Source organism: Martelella lutilitoris (assembly GCF_005924265.1).
In the GTDB taxonomy this organism is placed as follows: Bacteria; Pseudomonadota; Alphaproteobacteria; order Rhizobiales; family Rhizobiaceae; genus Martelella; species Martelella lutilitoris.
Map to the genome: position 1 here is coordinate 494,785 of NZ_VCLB01000001.1, position 19,482 is coordinate 514,266.

The 19,482-nt window shown below is 60.6% G+C and carries 19 protein-coding genes; 10 read left to right on the top strand and 9 right to left on the bottom strand.

The window, feature by feature from the left end; all coding sequences use genetic code 11:
• Nucleotides 1–448: 448 nt before the first annotated feature.
• The 5 genes from dnaQ to FF124_RS02360 are packed head-to-tail and all read right to left on the bottom strand — an operon-like array spanning nt 449 to nt 4,090.
• The gene (dnaQ, locus tag FF124_RS02340) at nt 449–1,162 is read right to left on the bottom strand and encodes a DNA polymerase III subunit epsilon (protein ID WP_061449845.1); all 714 of its coding nucleotides are present in this window, start codon (nt 1,160–1,162) and stop codon (nt 449–451) included.
• A 9-nt stretch (nt 1,163–1,171) separates the two neighbouring features.
• On the bottom strand, nt 1,172–1,783 hold the full coding sequence (coaE, locus tag FF124_RS02345; RefSeq protein ID WP_138746860.1) for a dephospho-CoA kinase: 612 nt from the start codon (nt 1,781–1,783) through the stop codon (nt 1,172–1,174).
• Nucleotides 1,780–2,640, bottom strand: coding sequence for a shikimate dehydrogenase (locus tag FF124_RS02350; RefSeq protein ID WP_138746861.1), 861 nt, complete (start codon nt 2,638–2,640; stop codon nt 1,780–1,782). Before FF124_RS02350 ends, coaE begins: the two co-directional genes overlap by 4 nt.
• A complete protein-coding gene (locus FF124_RS02355; protein ID WP_138746862.1) occupies nt 2,633–3,238 on the bottom strand; it encodes a Maf family nucleotide pyrophosphatase in 606 nt (201 codons plus the stop codon). Before FF124_RS02355 ends, FF124_RS02350 begins: the two co-directional genes overlap by 8 nt.
• A 30-nt stretch (nt 3,239–3,268) precedes the next feature.
• Nucleotides 3,269–4,090 carry a pyruvate, water dikinase regulatory protein gene (locus FF124_RS02360; RefSeq protein WP_138746863.1) on the bottom strand — a complete coding sequence of 274 codons (822 nt, stop codon included), beginning with the start codon at nt 4,088–4,090 and terminating at the stop codon, nt 3,269–3,271.
• On the opposite strand from FF124_RS02360, the gene FF124_RS02365 reads away from it, so the two are divergent.
• From FF124_RS02365 to FF124_RS02405, 9 genes are all read left to right on the top strand, one after another.
• Nucleotides 4,058–4,318 carry a hypothetical protein gene (locus FF124_RS02365; protein WP_138746864.1) on the top strand — a complete coding sequence of 87 codons (261 nt, stop codon included), beginning with the start codon at nt 4,058–4,060 and terminating at the stop codon, nt 4,316–4,318. The two genes, FF124_RS02360 and FF124_RS02365, sit on opposite strands and share 33 nt — an antisense overlap.
• A gap of 182 nt (nt 4,319–4,500) precedes the next feature.
• On the top strand, nt 4,501–5,526 hold the full coding sequence (gene hemE, locus FF124_RS02370) for a uroporphyrinogen decarboxylase (RefSeq protein WP_138746865.1): 1,026 nt from the start codon (nt 4,501–4,503) through the stop codon (nt 5,524–5,526).
• A 31-nt stretch (nt 5,527–5,557) separates the two neighbouring features.
• Nucleotides 5,558–6,100 carry a protoporphyrinogen oxidase HemJ gene (hemJ, locus tag FF124_RS02375; RefSeq protein ID WP_138746866.1) on the top strand — a complete coding sequence of 181 codons (543 nt, stop codon included), beginning with the start codon at nt 5,558–5,560 and terminating at the stop codon, nt 6,098–6,100.
• 197 nt (nt 6,101–6,297) lie between these two features.
• Complete coding sequence (gene rho, locus FF124_RS02380) at nt 6,298–7,563, top strand: transcription termination factor Rho (protein ID WP_138746867.1); 1,266 nt, start codon at nt 6,298–6,300, stop codon at nt 7,561–7,563.
• A 188-nt stretch (nt 7,564–7,751) separates the two neighbouring features.
• Entirely contained in the window at nt 7,752–9,062 is a 1,311-nt protein-coding gene (gene mnmE, locus FF124_RS02385) for a tRNA uridine-5-carboxymethylaminomethyl(34) synthesis GTPase MnmE (protein ID WP_138746868.1), read from the top strand.
• A 107-nt stretch (nt 9,063–9,169) separates the two neighbouring features.
• The gene (gene mnmG, locus FF124_RS02390; protein ID WP_138746869.1) at nt 9,170–11,032 is read left to right on the top strand and encodes a tRNA uridine-5-carboxymethylaminomethyl(34) synthesis enzyme MnmG; all 1,863 of its coding nucleotides are present in this window, start codon (nt 9,170–9,172) and stop codon (nt 11,030–11,032) included.
• A gap of 9 nt (nt 11,033–11,041) precedes the next feature.
• Nucleotides 11,042–11,665 carry a 16S rRNA (guanine(527)-N(7))-methyltransferase RsmG gene (rsmG, locus tag FF124_RS02395; RefSeq protein ID WP_138746870.1) on the top strand — a complete coding sequence of 208 codons (624 nt, stop codon included), beginning with the start codon at nt 11,042–11,044 and terminating at the stop codon, nt 11,663–11,665.
• 18 nt (nt 11,666–11,683) lie between these two features.
• Nucleotides 11,684–12,475, top strand: coding sequence for a ParA family protein (locus FF124_RS02400; protein WP_138746871.1), 792 nt, complete (start codon nt 11,684–11,686; stop codon nt 12,473–12,475).
• Between the two features lie 26 nt (nt 12,476–12,501).
• Nucleotides 12,502–13,383: a ParB/RepB/Spo0J family partition protein gene (locus FF124_RS02405; protein ID WP_138746872.1), complete on the top strand. Its 882-nt coding sequence runs from the start codon at nt 12,502–12,504 to the stop codon at nt 13,381–13,383.
• Between the two features lie 125 nt (nt 13,384–13,508).
• Here the strand turns inward: FF124_RS02405 and holA are convergent, their stop codons facing one another.
• The 3 genes from holA to leuS all read right to left on the bottom strand — a co-directional run bounded on the left by holA (nt 13,509) and on the right by leuS (nt 17,806).
• Nucleotides 13,509–14,549, bottom strand: a complete 1,041-nt coding sequence (gene holA / locus FF124_RS02410; protein WP_138746873.1) for a DNA polymerase III subunit delta — start codon at nt 14,547–14,549, stop codon at nt 13,509–13,511.
• A gap of 88 nt (nt 14,550–14,637) precedes the next feature.
• Nucleotides 14,638–15,183, bottom strand: a complete 546-nt coding sequence (locus FF124_RS02415) for a hypothetical protein (protein ID WP_187326776.1) — start codon at nt 15,181–15,183, stop codon at nt 14,638–14,640.
• A complete protein-coding gene (gene leuS / locus FF124_RS02420; protein WP_138746875.1) occupies nt 15,176–17,806 on the bottom strand; it encodes a leucine--tRNA ligase in 2,631 nt (876 codons plus the stop codon). Before leuS ends, FF124_RS02415 begins: the two co-directional genes overlap by 8 nt.
• 174 nt (nt 17,807–17,980) lie before the next feature.
• Between leuS and FF124_RS02425 the strand changes: the two genes are divergently transcribed.
• Entirely contained in the window at nt 17,981–18,652 is a 672-nt protein-coding gene (locus FF124_RS02425) for a YggS family pyridoxal phosphate-dependent enzyme (RefSeq protein WP_138746876.1), read from the top strand.
• A 70-nt stretch (nt 18,653–18,722) separates the two neighbouring features.
• Here FF124_RS02425 and FF124_RS02430 read toward each other — a convergent pair whose 3' ends face one another.
• On the bottom strand, nt 18,723–19,481 hold the full coding sequence (locus FF124_RS02430) for an SDR family NAD(P)-dependent oxidoreductase (protein WP_138746877.1): 759 nt from the start codon (nt 19,479–19,481) through the stop codon (nt 18,723–18,725).
• Between the last annotated feature and the right edge of the window lies 1 nt (nt 19,482).

The following is a 19,482-nucleotide window of genomic DNA, read 5'->3' on the forward strand; positions in this document are numbered from 1 at the left end:
CCCCTCAAGGGGGGAGATCAGTGGGCGGCCAGGCAGCCAATTTGCTTTTTTATACAGTCGGTTCGGAGGCAGAAACCGACTTTCTGACAATCACACTTCTTTAAGAAGAAAATTCTATCAGGCAGTTGTGACAAACGTCTCTTCTTTGTTCATTTTTTCCTACAAATGTACTTTTTTCACTTTTCGGCCAAAGAAAATAAGATTTTCAGCATAAATAAGTACATGGATAGATACATATCGATAATCCATAATAAAATTATAAAAATTACGATATGATGGAAAAATAAATGAATAGTAATAAATTAGAGTTTACAGCATATAGTTTCAATTTTCAGGCAGAGGGAAGATTTGCAATATTTTTTGCGTTTTTATTATCGGTGTTTGTCGCATCACTTCCACTCCTAATGATTCTTATTTAAGAACAATAAAATCGGCTCCTGAAAACGCCTCACGTCCCCGAAACGCTGTGCCACAGCGCCTTGTCGCCGATCTCGGCGAGCATTTTCGCGTGCGCCTCGGCCTCTTCCGCGTGGACGCGCGAGGGGAGCGGGCGGGGGCGGACGAGGGGCGGCAGTTTGCGCAAATTGCCGTCGCTGTCATATTCATCCGCCGAGCCGGCATTGACGAGGCGGAAGGCCGCCTGACGCCCGCCGGACATCTCGATATAGACCTCCGCCAGCAATTCCGCATCGAGCAGAGCGCCGTGCTTGGTGCGGTGGGCATTGTCGATCGAATAGCGCTTGCAGAGCGCGTCGAGGCTGTTGGGACCCATCGGGTGCTTGCGCCGCGCCAAGGCCAGCGTGTCGACCACCATCTCCTGGTCGATCGGCGGCTTGCCGAGCCGGCCGAGTTCGGCATTGATGAAGCCCATGTCGAAGGCAGCGTTGTGGGCGATCCAGCGGGCGCCGTCGAAAAAGGCGAGGAGATCGTCGACCACATCGGCAAAGACCGGCTTGTCCTTCAGGAACTCGTCCGAAATGCCATGCACCTGCAGAGCTTCCGGATGCACCGTCTTGCCGTCCGGATTGACATAGACATGGAAGGTCTTGCCAGTCGGGAAATGGTCGATCAGCTCGACGCCGCCGATCTCGATCAGCCGGTCGTCATTCTTGTCCATGCCCGTTGTTTCGGTATCGAAGATGATATCGCGCGTGACCTTCATCACCGCTCCTTAATCTTTTTGCGCCGCGCCGTCCGCCGCCTTGTCCTTCAGCTCGGCAATGATGCGACCGACCGCCGTCCGCGCCTTGTCAATGCCGTGTCCCGTGTCGACAATATAGTCGGCCCGCGCGCGTTTTTCGCCATCGGGAAGCTGACGTTTGAGCACGGTTTCGAACTTTTCCACTGTCATATCCGGTCGCGCCAGCACGCGTTCGCGCTGGATTGCCGGATCGCAGGTGACGACCAGAACATAATCGACGGCACGATCGGCCCCGGTCTCGAACAGGAGCGGAATGTCGAGCACGGCGATCGGCGCTTCGTCGGCGCGAGCCTTTTCCAGGAAGCGATCGCGTTCCTCGCGCACCAGCGGATGAACGATTGCCTCAAGCTTCTCGAAATTCTCCGCCTTGCCGGCAAGCGCCTTGCTGAGGCGCGCACGATTGATCACGCCATCTTCGGCAACGCCCGGAAAGGCAGCCTCGACCGGGGCCACGGCCCGGCCGCGATAAAGCGCATGCACCACCTCGTCGGCATTTTGCACCGGTATGCCGGCCTCGGTGAAAAAGCCCGCCGTGGTGGACTTTCCCATGCCGATCGATCCGGTGAGGCCGAGAATGATCATCCGTTTGCCACAAGATCGGCGATGATCTCGTCCCTGAGCGCGGCGTCCACCTCGGGCGTCCTGCCAAACCATTTCTCGAAACCCGGCACGGCCTGGTGCAGCAGCATGCCGAGCCCGTCCGCCGTCTTCAGCCCGTGCGCCTTCGCCTGTTTCAGGATCGGCGTTTCGAGCGGTACATAGACAATATCGGCAACAATGGCATTTTCGGACAGCAGGCCGAAGTCAAAGTCCGGCACGGCGCCGCCCTTCATACCGAGCGAGGTCGTGTTGACGAAAAGGCCGGCGCCCTTCATCACCTCGGCGAGCCGGTCCATGTCATGGGCGTCGACCCGCTCGCCAAGCCGTGCGGCAAGTTCGGAGGCCCGCGCCAGCGTGCGGTTGACGATGTGGATGTGGGAAATGCCGCGCTGTTTCAACGCCATGGCGATCGAGCGCGCGCTGCCGCCTGCGCCCAGCACCACGGCCTTTTCCGCATAATCCCATCCGGGATGCGCCGCATCCAGATTGCCGGTGAAGCCGAGACCGTCCGTATTGGCGGCATGAACGCGTCCGTTTTCGACCCACAGCGTGTTGGCCGCGCCCAGAAGCGTGGCATTTTCATCGGCTTCATCGGCAAGTTCGAAAGCGGCCATCTTGTGGGGGATGGTGACATTGCAGCCGACGAAGCCGGCTTCACCGGAGCGCAGCCGGTCGACAAAGCCCGCAATCTCTCCCGGGGCCACGTCTTCGCGCACATAATCCCCGGAAATTCCGTATTTCTTCAGCCAGTAGCCATGAACCAGCGGCGAGCGGGACTGGGAAACGGGATGGCCGATGACACAGGCCCGCCGCAGATGGGTTTCACGTGAATCAGTCATGCAGTGCTCCGAGTTTGCGCAGGGCCGCCAGAAGTTGCAGCATCGGCATGCCCAATATCGTGAAGAAATCGCCGTCGATCCGCTCGAACAGTCGCACGCCCAGGCCTTCCAGCTGGTAAACGCCCGAGGAAAACAGCGCCTCGTCGGAAAGGCGCGCCAGATAGCGATCGATCTCCGCCTCGTCGAGCCGGCGCATGTGCAAGGCCGCCGTCTCGCAGGCCTCGAACAGGATCGCGCCATCACGGGCTATCGCGAAGGCGCTCATCAGGTAGTGCGTCTTGCCGGAAAGGTGCTTCAGATGCGCGCGCGCTTCCTCCCGGTTTTCCGGCTTGGAATAGGGGCGACCCTCAAACGCCATCACCTGATCGCCGCCGATGACGAAGGCGCCCGGCGTGCGGCCCGCGACATCGAGGGCCTTTGCCCGCGACAGCAGGCCGGCAAGGAAATCAGGCGTCGCGCCGGTCTTGAGGAAGGGCGCTTCCGTTGCCCGTTCGTCCACATGCGGGCGCATGCTGGAAAAGGCGATCCCTGCATTGGCGAGCAGCGCCCGCCGTGACGGACTGGTGGAGGCCAGGATGATCGCTTCGTTCTTCGGCATCGGCGCTTTCCTCTCGCAGCTCCAGCGTTGCTATTTCAGCTCGTATTTCAGGGCAAGAATAGCCGCCGCCGTCTCCTCGATCGAGCGGCGGGAGACGTCGATGATCGGCCAGTTGTTCTGGGCTGCAAGGCTGCGGGCATATTTCAGCTCTTCTGCAATCACCGCGCGATCGGTATATTCGCTCTTGCCCTCGTCCGCGCCGCTGCCGAATTCGCGGAATTCGCGCACCTGGGAGATCCGCCCCGGTGATGCGATCAGGCAGACGATCAGCGGCCGCTTCGCCCGGTAGAGGCTTTCGGGCAGTTTCATGCCCGGCACGATCGGAATATTGGCGGCCTTCACGCCGCGATTGGCGAGATAGACGCTTGTCGGCGTCTTCGACGTGCGGGAAATGCCGAGAATGACAACGTCCGCCTCGTCATAGGTCTCCGGCATCTGCCCGTCATCGTGATCCATGGCGAAGTTCAGCGCCTCGATCCGGGCAAAATAGTCCTCGTCCAGACTGTGCTGGGCGCCGGACCGCCTCCGCGAGGCCGTGCCGAGATAGGACTGGAACACCCTGGCGACCGGATCGAGAACATTGACGCAGGGCACATTCATGTCCCGGCACATTTCTTCCAGAAGCGCCCCCAGTTCCTCGTTGACCACCGTATAGAGAACGATGCCCGGCGCCTCGTCGATCGCCCTGAGCACGGCGAGCACCTGCTTGCGACTGCGCACAAGTGGATAGACATGTTCGATCGGCTCGTAGCCGCCGAACTGGGCGGAGACCGCGCGCCCGGTCGAAATCAGCGTTTCGCCCGTCGAATCGGAAATCAGATGGAGGTGAAAGAAGTTTTTGCGGTTTTCCACGATGTCCTTCGCCTCCTGTTCATAACGCTGGACAAAACGGGACGAATGCGAAGCGCCGATTTTGGCCTGTGGGTTGTCTTGCGATTTATCCACATAACGCCTTTTGTCAAAAAGGTTCAAACGCCGCTGTTGAAAACGGGGAAAAGAACGGCTTTTGCGGCAAAATTCCAGTGGTTTTGCACAGGCCGGAAGACACCGGCGCAAAGCGCCAAGAATTTGAATCCATGAACTATTCCGTGTTCGTCCCCACAATTGCCATCAAGGCGGAATTTTCAGCCTGCGCGAGACAGTCGAATGCGTGGAAAAGACTCATAGTCGCGGAAAACCCTTTAATCCTTGATCCTCACAGACTCTAAGAAATAAAAGGAATCCGAAGATAAACAGATTCATTATTTGCAAGGGCTGGGGATATGACAGAACGGACGCTGGAACGCGTGCTTGAAGGCGAAACCGTCAACCCGCCGCCGATCTGGCTGATGCGGCAGGCAGGCCGCTACCTTCCGGAATACAGAGCCTTGAGGGAAAAGGCGGGCGGCTTCCTCAACCTTTGCTACAATCCCGATTTCGCGACGGAAGTAACCCTGCAGCCAATCAGGCGGTACGGCTTTGACGCCGCCATCCTGTTTTCCGACATTCTCGTGATTCCGGATGCATTGAAATGCGGGGTTCGCTTTGAAAAGGGCGAGGGACCGCGTCTTGATCCGATCGAGGCCGACGACATTGGGCGTCTGGAAGCGCGATATGCAGCGGAAACGCTTGATCCTGTGATCGAGGCGGTGGGACGCATCCGCGAGCGCCTGCCAGGTGAGACGAGCCTTCTCGGCTTCTGCGGCGCGCCGTGGACCGTGGCGACCTACATGATTGCCGGGAAGGGAACGAGCGACCAGGCCCCGGCCAGGCTTTTCGCCTATCGCCACCGGTCGGAATTCCTGAAGCTTCTCGATCTGATCGCCGATCTTTCCGCCAACTATCTGATCCGCCAATTGAAGGCGGGCGCCGACGCGGTGCAGATTTTCGACAGCTGGGCAGGCGTGCTTGGCGAAGAGGATTTTGCCGATTTTGCCGCAGGCCCCGCAGCCCGTATCGTCAAAACGGTACGGCAGGCCGTGCCTGGCGCGAAGATCATTGCCTTTGCCAAGGGCGCCGGCCCCAATCTTTCGACCTATCGGCAGAAAACCGATGCCAATGCGATCGGCCTCGACTGGACCGTGCCGCTCGCCATTGCCAAGGAGCTGCAGAAGGACGGACCTGTGCAGGGCAATCTCGATCCGCTGTCACTGGTTGCTGGCGGCGATCTGATGAAAGCGCGTGCGAGGGCTATTGTTGAGGCCTTGTCGGACGGTCCGATGATCTTCAATCTTGGCCACGGGATCACCCCGGAAGTGGATCCCGAAACCGTCGCGGCACTCGTCAAGCTGGTGCGCGGCGAAAAATAGTCATATAAAACATATATTTGTGGAGGAAATGATGCCGGACCAGGGCGAAACCGGAAAAGTCGCGGGCAAGAAATCGGCAAGCCGGGCAATGACGGCGCTGCTTTTGTTCCTGTTTGTCTGTCTGGGACTGTTTATATTCCAGCGCGACAGCTTCTATCTCTGGGCGACGGCCATTCACGTGATCGCGGTGATTTCCTGGATGGCGGGCATGTTCTACATGCCGCGGCTCTTCGTCTATCACGCCGACAGTGCGCCGGGTTCGGAAAAATCGGAAACCTTCAAAGTCATGGAACACCGCCTGATGAAGGTGATCATGAACCCGGCCATGATCCTCACCTGGATCTTCGGCCTGTATCTCGCCTGGGACGGCGGATGGCTGAGCGATGGCTGGCTGCATGTGAAGCTTCTTGCCGTTTTCCTGATGTCCGGCGTCCATGGCTATTACAGCAAGGCGATCAAGGATTTTGCCGCCGACAAGCGTTCGACGAGCGCGCGTCACTGGCGGATTGTCAACGAAGCGCCGACGGTGCTGATGATCATTGCCGTGATTATGGTGATCGTTAAGCCCTTTTAATCGTTTGATAAATGGTTTGGCGCGTTTTCCGGGATAAAAACGTGCATTTGCTCTTGTAACGACACGGGCAAATCAGTATCTTCCAGCCAACCCATCCAAAAAGGCTGTGCAAGACTACCCCTGCGCCAATCCAAATTGGCACTGCTCCATCAGTGCAACCGGCCTTTCGATCATCACAACAATTCACGGTTTACTTCATGTCTCAAATGAAGCTTCAGGAACTGAAGAGCAAGACACCAACCGACCTCCTGGCCTTTGCCGAATCACTCGAGGTCGAAGGCGCCAGCACGATGCGCAAGCAGGAGCTGATGTTCGCCATTCTGAAAGTGCTGGCCACGCAGGATGTCGAGATCATCGGCGAAGGCGTTGTCGAGGTTCTTCAGGACGGTTTCGGCTTCCTGCGTTCGGCCAATGCCAACTATCTGCCGGGTCCGGACGACATTTATATTTCGCCCTCCCAGATCCGCCGCTTCGCGCTGAAGACCGGCGATACGGTCGAGGGCCCGATCCGCGGGCCAAAGGAAGGCGAGCGGTATTTCGCCCTTCTGAAGGTCAACACGATAAATTCCGATGATCCGGAAAAGATCCGCCATAAGGTCCATTTCGATAATCTGACGCCGCTCTATCCCGACGAGCGGTTCAACATGGAACTTGAAAACCCGACGTCGAAAGACCTGTCGGCGCGCGTTATCGATCTGGTGGCGCCGCTCGGCAAGGGCCAGCGCGGCCTGATCGTCGCGCCGCCACGCACGGGTAAGACGGTTTTGCTGCAGAACATTGCCCATTCCATCACGGCCAATCATCCCGAATGCTTCCTGATCGTGCTTCTGATCGATGAGCGCCCGGAAGAAGTGACAGACATGCAGCGCTCGGTGAAAGGCGAGGTCGTGTCTTCGACCTTCGACGAGCCGGCCGTGCGCCACGTTCAGGTTGCCGAAATGGTGATCGAGAAGGCGAAGCGCCTGGTCGAACATGGCCGCGACGTCGTCATCCTGCTCGATTCCATCACCCGTCTCGGCCGCGCCTACAACACCGTCGTGCCGTCTTCCGGCAAGGTGCTGACCGGCGGCGTTGACGCCAATGCCCTGCAGCGGCCGAAGCGCTTCTTCGGCGCCGCCCGCAATATCGAGGAGGGCGGCTCGCTGACCATCATCGCGACCGCGCTGATCGATACCGGCAGCCGCATGGACGAAGTGATCTTCGAGGAATTCAAGGGTACCGGCAACTCGGAAATCGTGCTGGATCGCAAGGTCGCCGACAAGCGCATCTTCCCGGCGATCGATATCCTCAAGTCCGGCACCCGCAAGGAGGACCTTCTGGTCCCGCGTCAGGATCTGCAGAAGGTCTTCGTGCTGCGTCGCATCCTTGCCCCGATGGGCACGACAGACGGTATCGAGTTCCTCATCGACAAGCTGAAGCAGACGAAGAGCAATGCCGAGTTCTTCGAATCGATGAACACCTGAGGACAATCCAGGCCGGCTCGGGAGGACAGACATCCGAACAGGCCTGGCCTCGCGTGTCATCCGCAGAACGCGGAGCTCTTGATAGCCGTCCGATATTCGGGTCTTCAGTTTCGGCATGCGGCCGGATTCTGATTAAGCTATTGAATTATAAAATTATTTTCGATTTCGATCCGTCATAGGCGCGTCTCATGCGATCGACCGACACCATTTTCGCCCTTTCAAGCGGCGCTTTGCCCTCGGGCGTTGCGGTGATCCGTCTGTCCGGCGCAACAGCGTTTGATATCTGTGCCGGAATTGCCGGACGAGTTCCGCCGACGCGGCAGGCGCAGTTGATGACGCTGCGGGATGCGGAAGGCGTCGCCATCGATCAGGCACTGGTGCTGGCCTTTGCCGGGCCCGCATCCTTTACCGGCGAGGATTGCGTCGAATTTCATCTTCATGGTGGCCGCGCCGTCGTCAGGGCGATGTTGGATCGGCTCGCCGGTTTTCCCGAGACGCGTCATGCCGAAGCCGGCGAATTCAGCCGCCGGGCCTTCGAGAACGGCAAGCTCGATCTTGTGGAGGCCGAGGGCCTCTCCGACATCATTGTTGCAGAGACGGAAATGCAGCGCCGGCTTGCGATGGAACAGACCAGCGGCAGGCTCTCCGGGCTCTATGAGCGGTGGGCCGGCGCGTTGACGCATGCGCGCGCCATGATCGAGGCCGAGCTCGATTTCTCCGACGAGGAGGACGTTCCGGGGTCGGTTTCCACCAGCATCTGGCAAAGCGTTGACGGCGTGGCGGGCGAGATCCGCGCGCATTTGGCGGGACTTCACACGGGCGAGATTATCCGCGACGGCTACCAGGTGGTGATTGCCGGCGCCCCCAATGCCGGCAAGTCGAGCCTTCTGAACGCGCTCGCCAAGCGGGATATTGCCATTGTCACCGACATCGCCGGCACCACCCGGGATATTCTGGAGGTTCATCTCGATATCGGCGGCTATGCCGTTCGCCTCTATGACACGGCTGGCCTGCGCGAGACAGAGGACAAGGTCGAAGCAGAGGGCGTGCGGCGCGCCCGCGCCCTGGTGGAAACCGCTGATCTCGTCCTGTCGCTTGCCGATATGACCGGCGGTGACGCGCCTGAGGCCTTTCCGGATCGCGACTGCCTGCTGGTGGGGTCCAAGTCGGATCTTTCATCCGGCGGTGACGGCTTTGATCTGGTGCTCTCGTCTGAAAGCGGGGAAGGGATCGATCGGCTGATTGCAGCGATTTCCGATCGGCTTTCGGCGCGGGTCGCGGGTTCGTCTCTGAGCCTTCCGGTGCGCGCACGCCAGGCGGATTATCTTCGGCAGGCTCTTGCTGCGCTGGACGAGGCGATGGCGGCCCGCGCATTGTCGCCGGAATTGCCGTCAGAGTCGCTGCGTCGCGCCGCCGTGGCTCTCGGTCGGATCACGGGCCGGGTTGATGTCGAGGATCTGCTCGACGTCATCTTTTCGTCTTTCTGCGTTGGCAAGTAGACCGTGTTTCACGTGAAACAATCTTGACTTGCCCGAGGCGAGACGGCACAAACATCGCCAAAACAGGGGTTCCGGCCAGTGGTCGTCGAGCCCAAACGGAGCTTTTCATGAGCGATCAATATGATGTCATCGTCATTGGCGGTGGCCATGCAGGATGCGAAGCCGCTTCGGCTGCCGCACGCGGCGGCGCCCGGACAGCGCTGATCACCCACAAACGCGAGACCATCGGCGTGATGTCCTGCAATCCGGCCATAGGCGGGTTGGGGAAGGGACATCTCGTGCGGGAGATCGATGCGCTTGACGGGTTGATGGGTCGCGTCGCCGATGCCGCCGCGATCCAGTACCGCATGCTGAACAGACGCAAGGGTCCGGCCGTACGGGGTCCACGTAGCCAGGCGGACCGCCGGCTTTATCGCGAGGCGATGCAGGCTGCGCTGGCGGAGATCGACAATCTCGAGATCATCGAAGGTGATGTCTTTGATATCGAGACCGACAATGGGCAGGTCGTTGCCGTGACGACACGCGATGGTCAGCGATATGGATGCGGCGCGGCGGTGTTGACAACGGGCACATTCCTGCGCGGGCTGATCCATATCGGTAAGCGTAAAATCCCGGCGGGCCGCGTCGGGGAGGCGCCGTCTCTCGGTCTTTCCGAGACGCTGGGGAGGCTGGGGCTTTCACTCGGAAGGTTGAAGACGGGCACGCCGGCGCGGCTTGACGGACGCACGATCGACTGGGCGTCGCTGGATCGGCAGAAGGCGGATGATGACCCCGTGCCGTTTTCCTTCATGACGGACGGCGTCAGAAACCCTCAAATTGATTGCGGCATTACTCGCACGACGCCGGACGTGCATGCGATCATTCGCGACAATATCGGGCTTTCGGCCATGTATTCGGGGCAGATAGAAGGCGTCGGGCCGCGCTATTGTCCGTCGATCGAAGACAAGATCATGCGCTTCGGCGACCGTGACGGCCATCAGATCTTTCTCGAGCCGGAAGGCCTGGATGATCATACCGTCTACCCCAATGGCATTTCGACCTCTTTGCCTGAAGAGGTCCAGCATGCCTTCATCCGAGCGATCCCGGGGCTGGAAAGGGTCTCGATCCTGCAGCCCGGCTATGCGATCGAATATGATCATGTCGATCCGCGCGAGCTGAAGGCGTCGCTGGAACTGAAGAAAATGCCCGGCCTGTTTCTGGCCGGGCAGATCAACGGCACGACCGGTTATGAAGAGGCGGGCGCGCAGGGTCTGGTCGCTGGATTGAATGCGGCGCGGCTTGCCGGCGATGGCGACGCCGTAGTCTTTTCGCGCACCGATTCCTATATCGGCGTCATGGTCGATGACCTGACGACACGCGGCGTTGCAGAGCCCTATCGCATGTTTACCTCGCGGGCGGAATATCGACTGACGTTGCGGGCGGACAATGCGGATGAGCGCCTCACGCCGCTTGCCATCGCACTCGGCATTGCCTCATCCGCGCGTCGTTTGCGGTTTGAAGCCTTTTCCACAGCGTTGGAGCAGGCACGGACGGCGCTGAAAGCGCGGTCTCTGACGCCGAATGAAGCCGCGAACCACGGGCTCAAGCTCAATCAGGATGGTCAACGCCGCACGGCCTATGACCTTCTTGCTTATCCGGATCGGGATTTTTCAGATCTTGTCTCTATCTGGCCGGAACTTGGCGAAACGGAAGCAAAGGTCCGCTCGGCCATCGAGATCGAGGCGGCCTATGCTGTCTATCTCGACCGGCAGGCCTCGGATATTGCCCAGGTGCGCAAGGATGAGGGAAGGGCGATCCCGGATGATTTCGACTATGCGGCCCTGCCGGGTCTTTCCAACGAACTCAAGGGGAAGCTTGCAAAGGCGCGTCCGGCGACGATTGCGCAGGCGAGCCGTATCGACGGTATGACGCCTGCAGCGCTTTCTCTGCTGCTGGTACGGCTGAAGACCGGACGCTCTGTCGCGGCGTGAGGATGACTGATGAAACTGAACGGCCAGATTGTTTCACGTGAAACACAGGCGCGCCTTGAGGCATTTGCGGCCCATTTCGAAAAGTGGGCCAAATCGATCAATTTGGTGGCGCCGTCGACGCGGCAGCAGTTTTGGGACCGCCATGTCGCCGACAGCGCTCAAGTCTATCAGCTCTCGCCAGAGCCGAAGACATGGATCGATATAGGCAGCGGCGGCGGCTTTCCGGGCTTGATCACGGCCATCCTTCTGGCGGAAAGAGGCGAGGGCTGGGTTCATCTGGTCGAAAGCAACAACAAGAAGGCGTCGTTTCTGCGCACCGCCATCCGCGAAACCGGGGCCCGGGCCAGCGTACACGCGGTCCGGGCCGAGACGGCGCCGGATGAAATCGAAACCTGTGATGCCATCTCCGCGCGCGCGCTTGCCGACCTCTCGCTTCTGTTCGAATATGCTGCGCCCTGGTTTGCCGCAAAGACCGGATTCCGTGCCTTTTTCCACAAAGGGCGGTATTATCAGCGCGAGATCGACAAAGCGCGTGACCACTGGGACTTCGATCTGGTAAAACATGAAAGCAAGGTTGAACCCGGCTCCGTGATCCTGGAGATATCGCGCCTTGCGTCGTCCTCGGCCTCTTGAAAACTGGCGGTATGGTCAATGAATCGTAAAACGCGTGTCATCACGGTCGCCAACCAGAAGGGTGGCGTCGGAAAAACCACCACTGCCATCAATCTGGCGACAGCGCTTGCCGCGATCGGCGAAAAGGTTCTGGTTCTCGATCTTGATCCGCAGGGCAATGCCAGCACCGGGCTGGGCATCGAGCGCGACCAGCGCGAATTCTCGGCCTACGATGTACTGGTCGGCGACAAGACCATCATCGAGGCTGCTATCCCCACGGCTGTCCCGAACCTAGATCTGGTTCCCTCGACCCTCGATCTTCTCGGCTTTGAGCTTGAGATCGCGTCCGATCCGCGCCGGGTGTTCAAGCTCCGCGATGCGCTGTCCCAGTCGGATGTCAGCCGGTATCGCTATGTCTTCTGTGACTGCCCGCCGTCTTTCAACCTGCTGACGATGAACGCCATGGGCGCCGCCCAGGCCATTCTGGTGCCGCTGCAGTGCGAGTTTTTTGCTCTGGAAGGGTTGAGCCAACTGCTCGACACCGTTTCCGAAGTGCGCAGCACCATCAATCCGGGGCTGGAAATTCAGGGCGTGGTGCTGACCATGTTCGACTCTCGCAACAATCTGGCGCAGCAGGTGGTTTCCGATGTGCGCGAATATATGGGCGACAAGGTCTACAAGACGCTTATCCCGCGCAATGTGCGTGTTTCCGAGGCACCGTCCTTCGGTAAGCCGGTTATCCTTTATGACCTCAAGTGCCAGGGAAGCCAGGCCTATATCCAGCTGGCCTCGGAGATCATTCAGCGCGAGCGAGCGATGGCCGCGGCCTGAGCAGTTAGCATTCGAAGGTGAATAGCATGAGCGAAGACAATTCCAAACGGCGGCTCGGACGCGGGCTTGCGGCGCTGATCGGAGACATCGAGAAGGCCGAGCCGAGCGAACCGGCGACGGTCCAGGTGACGGCTGATCGGCGGATCCCGGTCGAGTTCATTTCCCGTAACCCGCGCAATCCGCGTCGTCATTTCGAGGAAGAGGATCTTCGCGATCTCGCGGCGTCTGTTCGCCAGCACGGTATCGTCCAACCGGTGGTCGTTCGCACCATCGGCGAGCAGCGCTTCGAAATCATCGCCGGCGAACGCCGCTGGCGGGCCGCCCAGCTTGCCGGCCTCTCGGAAGTCCCGGCATTGATCCGTGACGTCGACGACCGTACGGCGCTCGAGATCGCCATTGTCGAGAACGTCCAGCGCGCGGACCTCAACCCTCTGGAAGAGGCCAACGGCTATGAGCTGCTGATGGCCGAACATGGCTACACGCAGAATGATCTCGGCGAGATCATCGGCAAAAGCCGCAGCCATGTGGCCAACAGCCTGCGTCTGCTGAAGCTGCCCGAAGGCGTGCGCGGCATGCTGGCCGATGGCATCCTCTCCGCCGGCCATGCCCGCGCGCTGATTTCGACGCCGGACCCGCTCGCCCTTGCCCAGACGGTCGTGCAAAAGGGCCTTTCCGTTCGAGAAGCGGAGAAACTTGCGCAAAAGGCAATCGATGGCGGTGGTTCTCGGGCGTCGCGGCCTGCTCGGCAGAAGGACGCCGATACGCTGGCTCTGGAACGCTCTCTTTCCGACCGGCTCGGACTGGCGATCACCATTGATCACAAGAGCGATGGCGGGCAGATCAAGATCGCCTACAGCTCGCTTGATCAGCTCGACGACATCTGCCGGCGGCTCGAGCGCAATCCCTGAAAATTGTATCATGTCAATTTGAGTTGATACAATTTACCTTATTCTTTACAGATGGTTATCTGGGCTAGGAAGGACTGCGCTGCAGTATGGCCTTGGCGATATAATGCAAGCTGAGGATGCGCTGGTCAGCCGGCGCGGCGGTTCGAACGCAGCGTCAGCGCCAAAAGCGTCTGCGTCGCGATGCTCTCCTCAAGGGCGGGATAACGCCTGGTGTTGAGCACGGCTTCGGAAAGCATTCTGAGCGCGCGTTCCGTCGCATTGCCGTTCCAGGCTGAAAGCGCCTTTTCGAAGATCGGCTTGCGGCGGAAGAAGATCTGGCGGCCATGGCTCTGCATCACCTGGCTTGCCGGGGTGCGCTTGCTTTCCATCTCGGCCCGCATCTGGTCGAGCAGATGGAACTGGCGGATACAGCCGTTGAGGATCATGAAGATCGGCGTTTTCGATTGCGAGACCTTGGCCATGGCGTGGCGAAGCGCGGCGACGTCGCCGGAAAGAACGGCATCCACCGCATCATCGGCCGAAATTGCGCTGGCATCGCCGATCACGGCGGCGACGTCTTCTTCCGTGATCATCTCCAGCCCGCGCCCGTAAAGCGCCAGCTTTTCAATCTCGTTGCGCGTGGCAAGGCGGTCGCCGCCGATCATAGAGACGAGCAACTGCCGCGCTTGCGGCGTGATCCTCAGTGCCGCCTCGCCAAGCGTCTCATCGATGAGCGCATTGAGCGCGCGGGCGTCATCGGCATAACAGGGAATGGCGGCGATCTGCCGCGCGCTTTCCGCGGCCTTGCGCATGGCCGTTCCCTTGCGCAGATCCCCGGCTTCGATGATCAGATAGGCGCTTTCGGGCGGGTTTTCTGAAAGTGTGTTGAGCACGCTGGTCAGCGCCTTGTCATTACCGCCGGCCCGCACCCACACAAGCCGTGACCCGCCGAAAAGCCCGATCGCGTTCACCTCGTCGACGATGCGTCCGGAATCGCCATCAACATCGCCGATATCGAGCTTCATCACGGAGAAAGGATCGTCCAGCGGCACGCCCGAGCCCTTGGCGATCAGTCCCGCACGCTCGCTGACGAGCCCGCGGTCCGGTCCGTAGACGAGAAACAGACGATAGCGTCCCGCGTCCCGCCGCAGAAACTCGTCGAATTTGTAGGACTTGATTTCCGTCATTCTTCCGCCGGTTCAGATCGCTCGCGCTGGGCCCCTCGGTCAATCGCTAAGGCCGCCCGGCCATGATAGCCATTTCGGACGGGTTCGCCTATTCGGCAGGCGGCTTGGGCAGGTCCAGCGGCGGTTCCTTGTTGAGGGCGATCGCGAGATCGGCATTGATGATCGCGGCCACTTCCTTGGAGGCGCGCTGTTCGGCGTCGCGAATGGCCCTCAGCTTGGCAAATTCCTGCGAGGGAAAATCGAGAAGCGCGGTCGCCCGACGCCGGCCGGTCGCCAGAAGCTTGTTGTCCTCGCGGCGCCTCAGGGCGAAGTCTGCCGTCACGATGGTGCGCCCGGCGCTCGCCGTGTCGGAACTGTCGTCCTGCAGGAGTTCGGACGTCACGGCGAAGGCCGAGAGGTCGACGTCATATTTGGCATTGGTGCTTTCGCCCGCACCGCCGCTTGTGAGGAAGATCAGCTCGTTGCGGACATACTGCGCAACCGGCGTCGTCGAAACGGAAAAGGCAAGCTCGTGCATCTTCGCGTTCAGGGCGGTGCCCTCTGCACCGCCATAAAGCGGCCGCACCTGGCACGAGGCAAGCGTTGCGACAGCGGCAAGCGAAAGGGCGAGCGCTCTCAGGCGTGATCTAGACAACAACATTCACGATCCTCTGCGGCACGACGATGATCTTGCGCGGTTCCTTGCCGTCCAGCGCGCGGACAACGGCTTCCAGCGCCAGCACCGCCTGTTTGATGCTGTCCTGATCGGCATCACGCGCAACCGTCAGTTCGGCTCGTTTCTTGCCATTGACCTGGACCGGCAGCATCACCTCGTTGTCGGCGGTCAGGGCCTCGTCATGCTTCGGCCAGGCCGCCATGGCGATCATACCCTTCGCGCCGAGCGCCTGCCAGCATTCTTCGGCCAGATGCGGCATCATCGGTGCAAAACAATGGGTGAGGAACAGGCTTGCCTGTTTCAGCGCGCCCTTCAGTTCATCATCGGCCTTGTCGACCTCCGAGAGCGGCTGCGCCAGAACGTTCACAAGCTCATAGATCCGGGCAATCGCCTTGTTGAAGGCGAGACCGTCAAGATCGGCGGCAACGGCCTTCAGCGTCTTGTGGGCGGCGCGCGAGATTTCCAGCGCCTTGCCGTCGCTGCCGGCCTTCGCCTCAATTTCGGCAAGGGCAGGGGCCGCCTCCGAGACCAGACGCCAGATCCGCTGGACAAAGCGGAACGTGCCCTGGACGCCCGCCTCGGTCCAGACCACGTCGCGGTCGGGCGGCGAATCCGAGAGCACGAAGAAACGGGCCGTATCAGCGCCATAGGTCGCCAGAATATCATCGGGGTCGATGACGTTCTTCTTCGACTTCGACATCTTCTCGATCGAGCCGATGGTCACTTCCTCGCCGGTTTCCAGCAGGAATGCCCTGCGGCCCCCGTCAGCCTCCTCGATGCGGATGTCGGTCGGCGAAACCCAGTAACCATGAGCGCCGCTACCGCCGAGGCGGTAGGTCTCGTGCACCACCATGCCCTGGGTGAACAGGCCCTTGAACGGTTCGTCATGGTTCACATGGCCGGTCGCCTTCATGGCGCGCGTGAAGAAGCGCGAATAGAGCAGGTGCAGGATCGCGTGCTCGATGCCGCCGATATACTGGTCGACCGGCAGCCAGCGATCGGCAATGGCAGGGTCCGTCGGCGCGTCCTCGTGGGGCGCGGTAAAGCGGGTGTAATACCAGCTCGAATCCACGAACGTGTCCATTGTATCGGTTTCGCGCCGCGCATCCTTGCCACATTGCGGACAGGCGACATGGCGCCATGTGGCGTGACGGTCGAGCGGATTGCCAGGCTTTTCGAAATCGATGTCGTCGGGCAGTTTCACCGGCAGATCGGACTTCGGCACCGGCACCACGCCGCAATCATCGCAATGGATGACCGGGATCGGGCAACCCCAGTAGCGCTGGCGGGAAATGCCCCAGTCGCGCAGACGGAAATTGACCTTGCGTTCGCCGCGCGGCGCGCCGCGCACGACATCGGCCTCGAGCTTCAGCGCGATCGCCTCGAAGGCTTCGTCCGTGCTCATGCCGTCGAGGAAGCGCGAATTGATCATCACGCCGTCATCGGTATAGGCCTCGTCGCCGATTTCGAAGGTGGCGGCATCGCCATCCTTCGGCATCACCACGGCGGTCACCGGCAGGCCGTATTTGCGGGCAAAGTCCAGGTCGCGCTGGTCGCCGGAGGGGCAGCCGAAGATCGCGCCCGTGCCGTAATCCATCAGCACGAAATTGGCGACGTAGACGGGCAGTTCCCAGTTCTCGTCAAAGGGATGGCGCACGCGGATGCCGGTATCGACGCCTTTCTTTTCCGCCGTCTCCAGCGCTGCCAGAGAGGTGCCGGCCCGGCGCGTCTCCTCGCAGAAGGCGGCGACCTTGTCGTCGTGCTTCGCGGCTTCCTTCGCCAGCGGATGATCGGCGGAAATCGCCATGAAGGACGCGCCGAAGATCGTGTCCGGACGGGTGGTGTAGACCGTCAGTTCCTCGTGGTTGCCGGCCTTCTCAGCGCCATCGGAGATGTCCCAGCGCACCATCATGCCCTCGGACCGGCCGATCCAGTTCTTCTGCATCAGCCGCACTTTTTCGGGCCAACCGTCCAGCGTGTCGAGCGCGTCGAGCAGGTCCTGGGCAAAATCGGTGATCTTGAAGAACCACTGCGTCAGCTCGCGCTGTTCCACAAGCGCGCCGGAGCGCCAGCCGCGCCCCTCGATCACCTGCTCATTGGCCAGAACGGTCATGTCGACCGGGTCCCAGTTCACCTTGGACTGCTTGCGGTAGACAAGGCCCTTTTCCAGCATGTCGATGAAGAGGTGTTGCTGGCGCTGATAGTATTCCACGTCGCAGGTGGCGAATTCGCGGGTCCAGTCAAGCGACAGGCCCATGGATTTCAACTGGTTGCGCATCGTGGCGATGTTGTCATAGGTCCAGTCCTTGGGGTGGACCTTGTTCTGCATCGCCGCATTTTCCGCCGGCATGCCGAAAGCGTCCCAGCCCATGGGGTGGAGAACATTGTAGCCGCGGGCGCGCTTGTAGCGCGCCACAACATCGCCCATGGCGTAGTTGCGAACATGGCCGATGTGAATGCGTCCCGAAGGATAGGGAAACATTTCAAGCACGTAGTAGGTCTCGCGCGGGTCGGCATTGTCGGTGACGAAGACATTGCCTTCGTTCCACTTCTTCTGCCAGTTCGGTTCGACTTTGCGCGGGTTGTAACGTTCAGAGGCCATATCGGTGCTACTCGGTCATTTTCTTGGTCATTTTGGCGGTGAGCTTCATCATGAAAGCGCCCCAGCGTCAAGTTAAACGGGCCGAATTGGCGGTATGGGAAAGCGGCATGGACCCGTTGCGGCGGGCCCTGCGTTTGCCATAAGGTGCGGCGGCGGAAAAAGGAGTTGAAACCGATGGGTGTTGCCGAAAATCTTGAGCACGTGCGCGCAAGGATCCTCGCTGCTGAACATGAGGCCGAACGGGCCGAGGCTGCAGTGACGCTGGTGGCCGTTTCCAAGACCCATGACGCCGATGTGATCTGTGAGGCGATTGCGGCGGGGCAGCGTGTTTTCGGCGAGAACCGTGTCCAGGAAGCGCAGAGAAAGTTTCCGGCGCTGAAGGAAGAGACGCCGGACCTGGAACTGCGCCTCATCGGGCCGCTGCAGTCCAACAAGGCGGAAGACGCCGTGAAGCTCTTCGATGTGATCGAAAGCGTCGATCGCGAGAAGATCGCCCGCGCGCTTGCCAAGGAAATCAAGAAGCAGGGCAGGGCGCCGAGGCTTTATGTGCAGGTCAATACCGGCAACGAGCCGCAGAAGGCCGGCATCGATCCGCGCGAGACCGGCTCCTTTCTGAACCTTTGTCGCGAGGAACTGGGTCTTTCGATCGAGGGGCTGATGTGCATCCCGCCGGCGGGCGAAAATCCGGGCCCGCATTTTGCCCTGCTTGCCGATCTCGCCAAGGAAAACAACGTTCCGAAGCTCTCCATGGGCATGTCGGGGGATTACGAGATCGCGGTCGCCTTCGGCGCCACCAGCGTGCGCGTGGGCTCGGCAATCTTCGGCGAACGGGATTATCCGGCCTGAGCGCCTTTCTCGAAATCCCTGCGCCGTCCGCCCAACCGACGGATGTTTCACGTGAAAACCAGACTTGTCCTCACTTCGGCGTCAGCCGGTTTGCCCCGTCGAGGCGGATCACCTCGCCGTTGAGGTAGTCGTTTTCGACCGCAAAGACGACAGCATGGGCGAATTCCGCCGGATCACCGAGCCGGACCGGGAAGGGGATCGTCGCGGCGATCGATTTCTGCGCTTCTTCCGGCAGGTTGTAGAGCAGCGGGGTCAGGAACACGCCGGGCGCCAGCGTGTTGACCCGAACGCCGAAACGGGCGAATTCGCGCGCCAGCGGCAAGGTCATCGAGACGATGCCGCCCTTGGAGGCGGCATAGGCCGCCTGGCCGATCTGACCCTCGAAGGCAGCGATCGAAGCCGTGTTGACGATCACGCCGCGGCTCTCGCCAATCGGCTCTGCAAGCGACATGCGGTGGGCCGAAAGCCTGACCACATTGAACGTGCCCATCAGGTTGACCCTCAGCGTGCGCTCGAAATCGGCCATCGGCATCGGCCCGTCGCGCCCGACCGCGCGGCCCGCCGTGCCGATTCCGGCGCAGCTCACAGCAATCCTGACCGTGCCATGGGCCGCCTCGGCCGCATCAAGCGCTGCCGTGACGTCGACTTCGCTGGACACATCGCCGACGGCCGCAATCCCGCCGATTTCGGCGGCGATCTCCTCGGCCGCATCGCCGTTCATGTCCAGCACCGTTACCCTGGCGCCTTTTTCCGCAAGCGCGCGCGCGGTTGCCGCGCCGAGCCCCGAACCCGCACCGGTCACCAGTGCGGCCATGCCTTCAACCTTCATT